The organism is Pseudomonas fungipugnans (genome assembly GCF_029955235.1).
In the GTDB taxonomy this organism is placed as follows: Bacteria; Pseudomonadota; Gammaproteobacteria; order Pseudomonadales; family Pseudomonadaceae; genus Aquipseudomonas; species Aquipseudomonas fungipugnans.
Genome location: NZ_JARBWL010000002.1, coordinates 604,094 through 616,841 on the forward strand (window position 1 = coordinate 604,094; position 12,748 = coordinate 616,841).

Annotated in this window: 13 protein-coding genes and 1 tRNA gene; 7 read left to right on the top strand and 7 right to left on the bottom strand. The window is 59.0% G+C overall.

Annotated elements, in window-relative coordinates:
• Positions 1-97: 97 nt before the first annotated feature.
• The 7 genes from POF45_RS17705 to POF45_RS17735 all read right to left on the bottom strand — a co-directional run bounded on the left by POF45_RS17705 (position 98) and on the right by POF45_RS17735 (position 6,595).
• Positions 98-889 (bottom strand): TSUP family transporter, encoded by a 792-nt coding sequence (locus tag POF45_RS17705; protein WP_282316268.1) that lies wholly within the window; start codon positions 887-889, stop codon positions 98-100.
• A gap of 70 nt (positions 890-959) precedes the next feature.
• On the bottom strand, positions 960-2,039 hold the full coding sequence (locus tag POF45_RS17710; protein ID WP_282316269.1) for a hypothetical protein: 1,080 nt from the start codon (positions 2,037-2,039) through the stop codon (positions 960-962).
• Between the two features lie 331 nt (positions 2,040-2,370).
• A tRNA-Phe gene (locus POF45_RS17715) sits at positions 2,371-2,446 on the bottom strand.
• A gap of 103 nt (positions 2,447-2,549) precedes the next feature.
• Positions 2,550-2,822: an oxidative damage protection protein gene (locus tag POF45_RS17720; RefSeq protein WP_010464608.1), complete on the bottom strand. Its 273-nt coding sequence runs from the start codon at positions 2,820-2,822 to the stop codon at positions 2,550-2,552.
• The gene (gene mutY / locus POF45_RS17725) at positions 2,819-3,886 is read right to left on the bottom strand and encodes an A/G-specific adenine glycosylase (RefSeq protein ID WP_259498382.1); all 1,068 of its coding nucleotides are present in this window, start codon (positions 3,884-3,886) and stop codon (positions 2,819-2,821) included. Before mutY ends, POF45_RS17720 begins: the two co-directional genes overlap by 4 nt.
• Positions 3,883-6,114, bottom strand: coding sequence for an AsmA family protein (locus tag POF45_RS17730; RefSeq protein WP_259498384.1), 2,232 nt, complete (start codon positions 6,112-6,114; stop codon positions 3,883-3,885). Before POF45_RS17730 ends, mutY begins: the two co-directional genes overlap by 4 nt.
• A gap of 76 nt (positions 6,115-6,190) precedes the next feature.
• A complete protein-coding gene (locus POF45_RS17735; protein WP_259498386.1) occupies positions 6,191-6,595 on the bottom strand; it encodes a PanM family protein in 405 nt (134 codons plus the stop codon).
• A 269-nt stretch (positions 6,596-6,864) separates the two neighbouring features.
• On the opposite strand from POF45_RS17735, the gene POF45_RS17740 reads away from it, so the two are divergent.
• From POF45_RS17740 to POF45_RS17770, 7 genes are all read left to right on the top strand, one after another.
• Complete coding sequence (locus POF45_RS17740) at positions 6,865-8,529, top strand: OFA family MFS transporter (protein ID WP_259498388.1); 1,665 nt, start codon at positions 6,865-6,867, stop codon at positions 8,527-8,529.
• Positions 8,530-8,828: 299 nt separating this feature from the next.
• Positions 8,829-9,422 (top strand): imidazoleglycerol-phosphate dehydratase HisB, encoded by a 594-nt coding sequence (gene hisB, locus POF45_RS17745; protein ID WP_133101248.1) that lies wholly within the window; start codon positions 8,829-8,831, stop codon positions 9,420-9,422.
• Complete coding sequence (hisH, locus tag POF45_RS17750) at positions 9,422-10,060, top strand: imidazole glycerol phosphate synthase subunit HisH (RefSeq protein ID WP_259498392.1); 639 nt, start codon at positions 9,422-9,424, stop codon at positions 10,058-10,060. Before hisB ends, hisH begins: the two co-directional genes overlap by 1 nt.
• Positions 10,061-10,321, top strand: coding sequence for a DUF2164 domain-containing protein (locus POF45_RS17755; RefSeq protein WP_042557196.1), 261 nt, complete (start codon positions 10,061-10,063; stop codon positions 10,319-10,321).
• 42 nt (positions 10,322-10,363) lie between these two features.
• Positions 10,364-11,101, top strand: a complete 738-nt coding sequence (gene hisA, locus POF45_RS17760; protein WP_259498397.1) for a 1-(5-phosphoribosyl)-5-[(5-phosphoribosylamino)methylideneamino]imidazole-4-carboxamide isomerase — start codon at positions 10,364-10,366, stop codon at positions 11,099-11,101.
• A 9-nt stretch (positions 11,102-11,110) separates the two neighbouring features.
• Positions 11,111-11,881 carry an imidazole glycerol phosphate synthase subunit HisF gene (hisF, locus tag POF45_RS17765; RefSeq protein ID WP_259498399.1) on the top strand — a complete coding sequence of 257 codons (771 nt, stop codon included), beginning with the start codon at positions 11,111-11,113 and terminating at the stop codon, positions 11,879-11,881.
• A gap of 78 nt (positions 11,882-11,959) precedes the next feature.
• On the top strand, positions 11,960-12,715 hold the full coding sequence (locus tag POF45_RS17770; protein ID WP_259498401.1) for a substrate-binding periplasmic protein: 756 nt from the start codon (positions 11,960-11,962) through the stop codon (positions 12,713-12,715).
• The last annotated feature ends 33 nt before the right edge of the window (positions 12,716-12,748 follow it).

Here is a 12,748-nt window from a genome sequence, read left to right on the forward strand (position 1 = left end):
TGGCTTGTCAGGCTGTCGTGATTACGATTCTCAGCAGGCAGAGGCACCCGCGCTGTGAGAAACGACTGTTCAGTTCCTGATCAATACTGGCCAGTGCTTATAGCGATGCCAATGATTGGAGGACTGCTACACGCAAAGGATTGGTTTCCACGCTCAGCAGTTTGATGGCTAAGGCGCAGCAGACCACGATCAACATGGGCTTGATCAGCCGGGGACCGACCCGAACAGCCGCTCGTGCACCTAGCTGTGCACCGATGAACGCTGCCAAAGCCATGGCTATGGCAATCGGCCAGATAATTACCCCTTTGGTGATAAAAACCGATAGAGAACCCAGGTTGCATGAGGCATTGGCAAGTTTGGTGAAGCTCATGGCCCGCATCATGCCGAGGCCACAGAGAAGGACAAACCCGACAATGAAGAAAGAGCCTACGCCGGGGCCAAATATGCCGTCGTAGAAGCCCAGGATGGGCGCAACGGTAAACGAGAAAAGCAGGATGCCGATTCTCTTGCGCCGGTCCTCACTGGCCAGTTTTGGCGAGAGCGCAAAATAGATAGCCACCAGAATCAGCATGATGGGCACGCACACTTCCAGATAACGCTTATCAATAGAACTGACCAACAAGGCGCCACCGGCGCCGCCAATAAATCCGCAGACAACCAGGAAGCGGCCTTGGCGCCACTCGATCAGGCCCTTGCGAGCAAAGGTTATGGTTGCCGAAATAGTTGCCGAAGCAGCCTGGAACTTGTTCGTTGCAATTGCACTGATCGGATCTACACCTGCCAGAAACAACGCAGGTAAGGTGATCAAGCCACCACCTCCGGCAATGGCATCAAAAAAACCAGCGCCAAAGGCGACAAGCGCCAACATGCCAATGACATCCCAAGACATTACATTCCCTCTTTATCGTTGTTGGCCAGTCATCACATGACGGGTCGTTCAAGCCTGGGCATTTAAAAAATCAGCCCTGCAGCAGTAATGGGTCATCTGAAACAACGATAGGAGTCGAAAATTTTGAAAGTCCGAAGATGCGAACCAAGACCCGCCTGTTGTCTTTGATGACATCCCGACAGTGCAGAGCCCGGGTGTTATTGATGGCCATGGCCGATTCCTGGGTCAGCGTGTATTTGGCGGGAGTTGCTTCGTCCACGCCCTGACAAAGTGCGGTGTAGGCTTGTTTAACAAAATTCGAGACGTTCTCGTTGACCGAAAAGCGATACGAGTTGAAGCGGGCGGCGAAACCGACTTTATCGTCGAACTCCAGAATCGAAACGTTGCGGCCATCCTGTCCTCTGCCACTGACAAAGGAATCGCTACGAGTGAACTGAAAGTTACCCGTGGTCAGTGCGAGGCAGTTGGTGACGCCAATTTTTTCGAGTATGGGAGGCAGTGGAATGACCCGAGTAGGTTCCAGGCTCGGGTTCCACAGGGCGGAAAGTATGAGCGACGAGGGAGAGGGTGAGTGCCCGTCTTTCGCGTTCACGGCACACCAGTAAGGCGCCTCGGTATGCGGGCCAAGTGCGAGGCCGGAATGGGAGCTCAGTTCTTTGATTTCCGGCTCGGCATTGATTTTCATAAGTCCGCCACCCTTGAAGTTGGCCACCAATCGAACCAGTTTTCCTTCGTTATCCATGTCATAGGCAAAGGCAGTGTTATCCACCAGTTTCAACAGGATCTGACTACGGGCAGCCAGGCAAAGGATGTCGTATCGATTTTCGAGGGATGTCAGGTTTGGTAGTTGATTTGGAGGGCTGACATCGGTGAATTTCTGTAACCCTTCAAAGATCAACACAGAAACCAGGCCGTCGGAGTAGGCACCCAGCAGCTCACATTGGTCTTTCGAAAACGAGAACTTTAACTCGGTGGCTGCCAGAGAGGCTTTGGACTTGGCTCCTGGTGCCTGCGGCCCGCCGATCGCGGCCAGTTCTTCGGCGAATCTGTGAAGTAGGGTCGCTTGCCGAATATCAAAGCTGAAAGTTCTGATTTCTTGTTCAGTAAAAAACTCGGCGGTTTCGACGTCGTGTTTGATGGCGCCAGTCATTGTCTACATCCCTGTCGTGGACCTGCTCCTGGTTATGCGGCAGATCCTCCTTCAATTCTGCCCAGTCCGATAATCTGCGTATGTCATCCATTTCCGTTAAAGCCTACGGAGCGTTCCGACAGACCCGAAGGACAGCCAAAAAGGTTCGATCACCCCTGCTGATGCTTTTCGGGACTAGGCCTCGGCGAGCGTTACAGGCGTTTCCTGGCGTGGCGATAGGAGGTGGGGAATTGATGCTTCGTCCGGCGCTTCGATGGTGAGTGGAGCGGCGCCTGGTTAAATCGCGGGCATAAAAAAACCCTGAATCTTGCGATTCAGGGTTTTCGGTATTTGGTGCCCAGAGACGGAATCGAACCGCCGACACGGGGATTTTCAATCCCCTGCTCTACCGACTGAGCTATCTGGGCAACGGGGCGCATTAAACTGGTTTTTCAGGGGGTCGTCAAGCAAGTTTTCAAAAAATATTTAATTATTACCGTCGCTTACGATCCGACCCCCGAGAAGTCGGGATTATTCTGCTGGCGGCACGTAGCCGTCCGCCTTGGCGTATTCCTCGCCGGAGAAGTACTTGTCCATTTCGCCCTGAAGGTATTTGCGGTCTTCGGCGTTCATCATGTTCAGGCGTTTTTCGTTGATCAGCAGGGTCTGGTGTTTCTGCCAGTCGGCCCAGGCCTTGGCCGAGACGTGGTCAAAAATGTCCTGGCCTTTGGCGCCAGGGAACGGGGCGCGTTCCAGGGCTGGCAATTCTTCTTTGTACTTGCGGCACATGATGGTGCGGGTCATGACGACTCTCCTGCGTTCAATACGGCGGCCGCGCGTTCGAGCAAGGTTTTGACCGGGGCGGCAAGGCCCAGGCGCGGCGGGGTGGCGAGGTTATACCAGAGCCAGTCGGCCTCGGCCACGTGATGGCCGGCCTCCTGGACCTGAACCAGCCAGGGTTCGATGGATAACTGAAAGTGGCTGAAGGTGTGCACCAGGTTCGGCAGTGCCTGCTGGCTGCCCAGCTCCAGCGAATGCTGCGTGGCCAGATGTTGCAGGTCATCGAGGTCGTCGAGTTCCGGCAGGCTCCACAAACCGCCCCACAGGCCCGTGGAAGGGCGGCGGTAAAGCAGGATCGCGCCTTCGCCGTTGGCGAGCATCGGCATCAGCGTGCGCTTCTGTGGCACGGCTTTGCGCGGCTTGGGGATCGGGTAGCGGGTTTCCAGGCCGAGCATGTGTGCTTCGCAGCCCTTTTCCAGCGGACAGAGCAGGCAGCTTGGCTTGCTGCGGGTGCAGAGCGTGGCGCCCATGTCCATCATCGCCTGGGTGTAGGCGTTGACCCGATCATGCGGCGTGAACCGCTCTGCGGTGGCCCAGAGCTGTTTGGCGACCTTCGGCTCCCCCGGATAGCCCTCTTGCGCGGTAAAGCGCGCCAGCACGCGTTTGACGTTGCCGTCGAGGATCGGCGCGCGCAGGCCCATGCTCAGGCTGGCGATGGCGCCGGCCGTGGACAGGCCGATGCCCGGCAGGTCCGTGAGCTTTTCCACGTCGCGAGGAAATTCGCCACCGTACTCGGCGACGACAATCTTCGCGGTCTTCTGCAGATTGCGTGCGCGGGTGTAGTAACCCAGGCCCGTCCACAGGTGCAGCACTTCGTCTTCCGGTGCGGCGGCCAGGGCTTCGACCGTTGGCAGGGATGCCATGAAGCGGTCGAAGTAATTCAGCACGGTGCTGACCTGCGTCTGCTGCAACATGATTTCCGAAACCCACACCCGGTAGGGTGTGATGTCCTGCTGCCAGGGCAAATCGTGGCGGCCGTGGCGGTCGTACCAGTCCAGCACCGCCGTTGAAAACTGCTCGGATCTCATCGCTTGAACAGCCCCTTCAACGCATTCTTCAGTTCCGGGCTGACTTTGTTGCCCAGCTTCTCGTCGATTTTTTCGCTGAGCTTGTCAGTGGCAAATTTGGCCGCGACCTGACCCATGCGCTCGTTATCCAGGCGGCAGGCCTTGGCCCCCAGTTCCAGCGGGCCGCGGCAACGCAGCGGCCACTCGATACCGACGAACTTGTCGCCGACCTGACAGGCCGGGTCCGGCATGGCGCTGGTGTCGCCTTCGACGATGATGCCGACGCGGTAATCCATGCCCAGCACCCGCAGATCGACATCGCCATTGCCGTTGACGGTCATGCCGGGGATGCGCACTTTCAGGTCCGGGTTGCTGGCCACGCCGTTATGGAAGGTCAGGTTGCCGTTGAGCTCCTGGAACGGTGTGTCCTTGCCGCGAGGTTCGCCGCTGAGGGTCTTGCGATTCAGCGTCGCAATGCCTTTGCACAGTTGCTGCTCGATATTGGCGTTAAGCAGCACGCCGTTATTGATGGCGAAAGCGGTATTGCCGTTGAGGCTGTCGATCAGCGCCTTTTGACTGTTGCCGTTGGCGGTCAGGGTGCTGTTGAGGGTGATCTGGCCTTTGATCGGCGGATTTTTACCCTGGCTTTCAAGGATTTTCTCCACCGGCACTTTGTTGATCCGGGTCTGCATGTTCAGCACTGGCGACGTCTGGCGTACGTCGAGGGTGCCCTTGGCGGCAAAGTTGCCGCCATAGAGATCGCCCCGCAGGTCTTCCAGGGTCAGCAGGCCACCCTGTCCGGACGCCTTGAGTACGGCGTTCTGGATCGGCAGTTTGTTCAGCGTCAGTTGGCCAAAGGTCAGGTCGGCGTTGACGTCGAGTTTGCTCAGGCGCTCGACCGGTATCAGCCGCTCAGTGCTCCAGGCGCCTTTGGTCGGGGCGTTTGGCAGCGGCGTGCTGCCGGCGCCGGCCATGGCATCGGCTTCGGTGCTGGCGACTTCGGCCTGACGGGCCTGTGCCGCGCTGTTGGCGTCGGCGGATTTCGGTGCCAGGTAGCGGTCGACGTTGAAAGTGTCGGCCTTGAGTGTGGCGCGCAGAGACTGCTTGGCGAAGTCATCGACGGCGATGCGGCCGCTGAAACTGCTGTCGTCGACCTTCAGGTTGATGTTGTCGAGTGCCAGACTGGTTGGCGTGCCGGCCAGGCGGCTGACCAGCTCGACTTTGCTCAGGCTGCCTTCGGCCATGACCGGCAGCGTCTGGCCGATGCTGTCGACGAATTTCGCCAGGTCGAACTGGGCAATCGACAAGCCACCGCTGATCTGCGGGGTCTTGTCGAGGTCGTTGACCTTCAGTTCTCCCAGTGCACGCAGTTGGTTAGCGGAAATCTTGATGCCGGTCCATTCGGCGACGTTGGCGGCTTTATCCAGCAAGATCTGCCCTTGTGCGGAGAAGGTCATGGTCTTGCCTTGCAGCGGATCACCGGTCACTTCGCCCGAGAGTTTCATGTCCTCGAACTGATAACGCTGCAGTGCCCGTGCGATACGCAGCTCACCGTTAAGTTCGGTACGTACCCGCAGTGCTGGCTGGTTGGCGGACAGGAAGGCGGTGAGTTTGAGCGGGATATTGGTCGAGTCATGAACAGCGCCTGTGCTCAGTTGAATGCTTTCGGCGCTGAAGTTTTTGCCCGTCTGCTCGTCGTTGTATTCCACTCGCGCGTTGTTGACGGTCAGGCTGTCAATGTCCAGGCGGATCGGCTGAGGCGGCTTTTCCACCTCAACGGCGGCAGGTGGTGTCGGTTCGCCGGCGGCCGGCGCGGTAGCAGTGCCTGGTGCGCCCGGTGATGGCGGCAGCTTGCCGATGTCTTCCCAGTTGCCGTGGCCAGCCTTGTCGCGATTCAGGCGCAGGTTCAGACCTTCGACGCGTACATCGCTCATCTGCACTTCACGGCGCAGCAGCGGCAGCACGCGCACGGACAAACCGAGCATTTGCAGGTCGGCGTACGGCTCGTTGGGCTTGATCAGGGTCGCGATGCTGGCGTCGTGCAGCTCCAGGCCCAGCCACGGGAACAGGCTCCAGCCGATGTCGCCATTGAGCGTCAGCTCGAGGTGGGCCTTGTCGCGGGCTATCTGGCGAATCTCGTCTTTGTAGTCGTTGGGATCGAAGAAGTGGGTCAGGGCGAAGCCCGCCGCCACAATGATCAGCAACAGCCCGAGAAGTACCAGACCCAGGATTTTGCCGAACGCTTTCATGGGCGAGTCCTTGTAGTTAGTCGAATTCGAAATTTAGCCGGGGAGTATAGCGCCCCGAAACTGACGATCGGTCAGTTCATGTCGGTTGCACGTCCAGCGGCACGTTCAGTTTGGCCGCCAGCGCCTGAGCTTCCAGGTGCCCGGCAGGTGCCAGCAAATGTAACGTCGCGCCCGCTTGCGACGCCATTTTTTGCGCTTCGTTCACCAAGCGCTCGGCCACGCCACGGCGGCGGGTGATTTTTCGTACGCAAATTTGCGACAGATGCCAGAGGTCCTGCTGGCGTGTCAGGCGCGCCGCGCCCAGCAGCCGATCATTGAAGCGGCCGGCGATCAGCGAGCCATCCTTCAGGCAGCCTTCGATCAGCGCCAGCTCCCCGTTGAACGGTGCAAGCAGCCAGTGCGGGGCATCGCGATAGATTTTTTGCAGGTCTTGCTGATCCTGGTAAGTGGCTTCGTTCAGCGGCTCGACAATGATCGGCATAGGGTTTCCTGTGAGTCTGTACGGACATCTCTCGCGTAGGAGATTTCTGTAGCATCTGTAGGTGAAGAGATCAGATGACTTGCGAAAAGGTGATATCAGTTTGGTTTTTCTGTCACGTGCAAATGGTAACCTCTGCCGGTTCGTACGTCCTTCTGCGACTTTGCGTCGCGCCCAATGGAGCTTCATCCAAAAAACAGCCATGCCCGCGTGCATAAAGGCTGAGGGTGGGGAGTGGACGGCGAACCATACTAATAATTGGGGGATACAGAATGAGCACGAGCATTACGGCGGACGGCCTCAAAGCCGACCAGCCCGCGTTCCTCTCCAAGGAGCGCATCATCGCCAAGCCCGGTTTCAACCGTTGGCTGGTCCCACCGGCCGCTCTGGCCATCCACCTTTGCATCGGCATGGCTTACGGCTTCTCGGTGTTCTGGTTGCCTTTGTCAAAGGCCCTGGGCGTAACCGCCGCGGTGGCCTGCGCACCGGACATGAGTTTCATTGCACAAGTCTTTTCGTCCCAGTGTGACTGGCCGATCTCGATGCTCGGCTGGATCTACACCCTGTTCTTCATCTTCCTGGGCTGCTCTGCAGCGATCTGGGGCGGCTGGCTGGAACACGCCGGGCCGCGCAAGGCTGGCGTTGTGTCGGCATTGTGCTGGTGCGGTGGTCTGCTGATTTCGGCGTTGGGGATTTATACCCACCAGATCTGGTTGATGTGGATCGGCTCCGGGGTCGTTGGCGGCATCGGCCTGGGCCTGGGTTACATCTCGCCGGTCTCGACCCTGATCAAGTGGTTCCCGGACAAGCGCGGCATGGCCACCGGCATGGCGATCATGGGCTTCGGTGGTGGCGCGATGGTCGGTGCTCCGCTGGCGGCGGCGCTGATGGGCCACTTCGCTTCACCAACCAGCGTCGGCGTGTGGCAGAGCTTCCTGGTGATGGCCGCGATCTACTTCGTGTTCATGATCGGCGGCGCACTGTCGTACCGCGTTCCGCCTACCGGCTGGAAGCCTGAAGGCTGGACAGCTCCGGCGAAGAAAGCCGCGAACGCGATGATCACGCATCGTCACGTCCACGTGAATGTGGCGTGGAAAACTCCGCAATTCCGACTGGTGTGGCTGGTGCTGTGCCTGAACGTGTCCGCCGGTATCGGCATCCTCGGCATGGCTTCGCCGCTGTTGCAGGAGGTGTTTGGCGGTAAATTGATCGGTGTTGACCTGCCATTTGGTCAGCTGGACGCCGGGCAACTGGCCTCGATCGCGGCAATCGCTGCCGGTTTCACCGGTTTGCTGAGCCTGTTCAACATCGGTGGCCGGTTTTTCTGGGCTTCGTTCTCGGATTATCTGGGCCGCAAAAACACCTATTTCGTGTTTTTCGCCCTGGGTTTTGCCCTGTACGCATTGATCCCGAACCTCGGCCACTTGGGCAACGTTGCGCTGTTCGTGGCGGCGTTCTGCATCATTCTGTCGATGTATGGCGGTGGTTTTGCCACGGTTCCGGCTTACCTGGCCGACCTGTTCGGTACGCAAATGGTCGGCGCGATCCACGGTCGTCTGCTGACGGCGTGGGCGGCGGCTGGCGTGCTGGGTCCGGTGTTGGTGAACTACCTGCGTGAATATCAGCTGAGCATCGGCGTCGAGCGCGCTGCCGCTTACGACATCACGCTGTACATCCTCGCAGGCCTGCTGGTACTGGGCTTCCTGTGCAACCTGATGGTTCGCCCGGTGGCCGACAAGTACTTCATGACCGACGCCCAACTGGCCGCCGAACAGGCGCTGGGCCACGACAAGGGCGCTGACAGCAGCACCGTGCTGGAGTGGAAAGCGGCGCCGGGCAGCAAGCCGCTGGCGATTGCGGCGTGGCTGGTGGTGGGTATTCCGTTGGCGTGGGGTGTCTGGGTGACCTTGCAGAAGACGGCGGTACTGTTTCACTAAGTAAGCGCATCACCCATGTGGGAGCGAGCTTCTGTGGCGAGGGAGCTTGCTCCCGCTCGGCGGCGAAGCAGTCGCAGAGCTTTTGGGGTCGCTACGCGACCCAGCGCGAGCAAGCTCTCTCGCCACAGAGGTTCGCTCCGACATTTGTTTGTGTGTCCAGCAAATAGCTTGTACTGACATGTCTATCCCCGATAGCACCGGTTTCACTCCGTCAGGGATATCACCTCTCGTGTTTCTGTTTCCGGCCCGCGACCCTATAATGGTTGCCTTTTTCGCCCAATGATTTTGCGGAGCTGGTGATGGCCGAACGTAAGGCGTCTGTCGAGCGCGACACTCTGGAAACCCAGATCAAAGCCTCGATCAACCTCGATGGCACCGGAAAGGCCCGATTTGATATCGGTGTTCCTTTTCTTGAGCACATGCTGGACCAGATCGCCCGTCATGGGTTGATCGACCTGGATATTGTCAGCAAGGGCGACCTGCATATCGACGACCACCACACCGTGGAAGACGTCGGTATCACCCTGGGACAAGCCTTCAGCAAAGCCATTGGCGACAAGAAAGGCATCCGTCGCTACGGCCACGCCTACGTGCCGCTCGATGAAGCGCTGTCGCGCGTGGTGATCGACTTTTCCGGTCGTCCAGGCCTGCAAATGCATGTTCCTTATACCCGCGCCACCGTCGGCGGTTTCGACGTTGACCTGTTCCAGGAATTTTTCCAGGGCTTCGTCAACCATGCCAACGTCAGCCTGCACATCGACAACCTGCGTGGCACCAACACCCACCACCAGATCGAGACCGTGTTCAAGGCTTTCGGCCGTGCCCTGCGCATGGCGGTAGAGCTGGATGAGCGCATGGCCGGGCAAATGCCATCGACCAAGGGCGTTCTGTAATGCAGACGGTCGCGGTTATCGATTACGGCATGGGCAACCTGCACTCGGTGGCCAAGGCCCTCGAGCACGTCGGTGCTGGCAAGGTGCTGATCACCAGCGATGCCGAGGTGATTCGCGAAGCCGACCGGGTGGTTTTCCCCGGCGTCGGCGCGATTCGCGACTGCATGGCGGAAATCCGTCGCCTGGGCTTCGACTCGCTGGTGCGTGAAGTCAGCCAGGACCGTCCGTTCCTCGGCATCTGCGTCGGCATGCAAGCCCTGCTCGACAGCAGCGAAGAGAACGATGGCGTGGACTGCATCGGCCTGTTCCCGGGCGCGGTGAAATTCTTCGGCAAAGACCTGCACGAAGACGGCGAACACCTGAAAGTCCCGCACATGGGCTGGAACGAAGTGAAGCAGACGGTAAGTCACCCGCTGTGGCACAACATTCCGGACCTGGCGCGGTTCTACTTCGTGCACAGCTACTACATCGCCGCCGCCAATGCGCGGCAGGTGGTGGGTGGCGGTCACTACGGTGTCGATTTCGCCGCGGCGCTGGCCGATGGCTCGCGTTTCGCCGTGCAGTTTCACCCGGAGAAGAGCCATACCCATGGCCTGCAATTGCTGCAGAACTTCGCCGCGTGGGATGGTCGCTGGTAAATGGCCGCCAAGAAATCCAAGCCGCCGATCCTGACCCTCACTCCCGAGCAGGAGAACGAGGCCAATCACAAGATCAAACGGTTCATGGAAGATCGTTTTGAATTGGACCTGGGTTCGTTCGAAGCGGCGGAAATTCTTGAGCTGTTTACCCGCGAAATTGCGCCGCACTATTACAACAGGGCGATTTTCGATGTGCAGACGCACCTTAAAGAAAGGTTCGAAAGCATCGAAAGCGACCTGTGGGCGCTCGAGAAAAACTGATTTTCGAGCGAAGCTGAACAATCGAATTTGAAGGTTTGCCAGATGCTGATTATTCCCGCTATCGATCTCAAGGACGGTGCCTGTGTTCGTCTGCGCCAGGGCCGCATGGAAGATTCCACAGTGTTCTCCGATGACCCGGTGAGCATGGCTGCCAAGTGGGTGGAGGGCGGTTGCCGTCGTCTGCATCTGGTCGATCTGAACGGCGCGTTCGAAGGCCAGCCGGTCAACGGCGAAGTGGTGACCGCGATTGCCAGGCGTTACCCGAACCTGCCGATCCAGATCGGTGGCGGCATCCGTTCCCTGGAAACCATCGAGCACTACGTGAAAGCGGGCGTGAGCTACGTGATCATCGGCACCAAAGCCGTGAAAGACCCGGCCTTCGTTGCCGAAGCCTGCCGCGCGTTCCCGGGCAAAGTGATTGTGGGGCTGGATGCCAAGGACGGTTTTGTCGCCACCGATGGCTGGGCTGAAATCAGCACCATTCAGGTGATCGACCTGGCCAGGCAGTTCGAAGCCGATGGCGTGTCCGCGATCGTTTATACCGACATCGCCAAAGACGGCATGATGCAGGGCTGCAACGTTTCGTACACCGCCGCTCTGGCCGCCGCCACGCGCATTCCGGTGATCGCTTCGGGCGGTATTCACAACCTCGGTGACATCAAGTCGCTGCTCGACGCCAAGGCGCCAGGCATCATCGGCGCCATCACCGGCCGGGCGATCTACGAAGGCACTCTCGACGTCGCTGAAGCGCAAGCTTTCTGCGATTCGTACACAGGCTGAGGACTGATCATGGCGCTGGCCAAACGCATCATCCCTTGCCTGGACGTGGATAACGGCCGGGTCGTCAAAGGTGTGAAGTTCGAGAACATTCGCGATGCCGGCGACCCGGTGGAAATTGCCCGTCGCTATGACGAGCAGGGCGCCGACGAGATTACCTTTCTCGATATCACCGCTAGCGTCGACGGTCGCGACACCACGTTGCATACCGTCGAGCGCATGGCCAGCCAGGTGTTCATTCCACTGACCGTGGGCGGCGGCGTGCGCACCGTGCAGGACATTCGCAATCTGTTGAACGCCGGTGCGGACAAGGTCTCGATCAACACCGCCGCCGTGTTCAACCCTGAATTCGTTGGCGAAGCGGCGCAGCATTTCGGGTCGCAGTGCATCGTGGTCGCCATCGACGCCAAGAAGGTCTCCGGCCCTGGTGAAACCCCGCGTTGGGAAATCTTCACCCACGGCGGCCGCAAGCCGACCGGCCTCGACGCTGTCGAGTGGGCGAAGAAGATGGAAGGTCTGGGCGCCGGTGAAATCCTGCTGACCAGCATGGACCAGGACGGCATGAAGAACGGCTTTGACCTGGGCGTCACCCGCGCCATCAGCGATGCGTTGGGCATCCCGGTGATCGCCTCGGGCGGCGTCGGCAACCTGCAACATCTGACTGATGGCATCCTCGAAGGCCACGCCAGTGCAGTGCTGGCGGCGAGTATTTTCCACTTCGGCGAATACACCGTGCAGGAAGCCAAGGCCTACATGGCCCATCGTGGAATCGTGATGCGCTAAACAATCCGGTACAGTCCAGTGGACAGTATGGCGGGCTCAAGGCACTCTTGGGCACGCCATGGATTCCGGTAGCCCGACATGCTCAAACGTCTTCTTCTTGTCCTCGCCAGCGCCTCGGTGTTGCTTATCAATGCAGCCCGCGCCGAAGAAAAGCCCGACACCGACCTGGTGTTGCTGACGGAAAATTTCCCGCCGTACAACATGGCGAAAAACGGCAAGAACTTCGCTCAGGACGAGAACATCAATGGCATCGCCGTGGACATCGTCCGCGAGATGTTCAAGCGCGCCAACGTCACTTACAGCCTGACTTTGCGTTTCCCCTGGGAGCGTATCTACAAACTCGCCCTGGAAAAACCCGGTTACGGCGTGTTTGTGATGGCGCGGTTGCCGGATCGCGAAAAGCTCTTCAAGTGGGTTGGCCCTATTGGTCCTGACGACTGGATCATGCTGGCCAAGGCTGACAGCAAGATTACCCTGGAGACGCTGGATCAGGCGCGCAAATACAAGATCGGCGCCTACAAGGGCGATGCAATTGCCGAGACCCTGGCCAAGCAAGGGTTGAAGCCGATAGTGGTGCTGCGCGATCAGGACAATGCGAAGAAGCTGGTCAATGGCCAGATCGACCTGTGGGCCACTGGCGATCCGGCCGGGCGTTATCTGGCTCGTCAGGATGGCGTGACCGGGCTCAAGACGGTGCTGCGATTCAACAGCGCCGAGTTGTATCTGGCACTGAACAAGGATGTGCCGGACGAGTTGGTGGCCAAGCTGCAAGCAGCGCTGGATCAGCTACGCAAGGAAGGCGTGGTGGATGACATCATGGCGAAGTATCTCTAGGAACCGTCCTGGTTAAACACAAAACACTGTGGG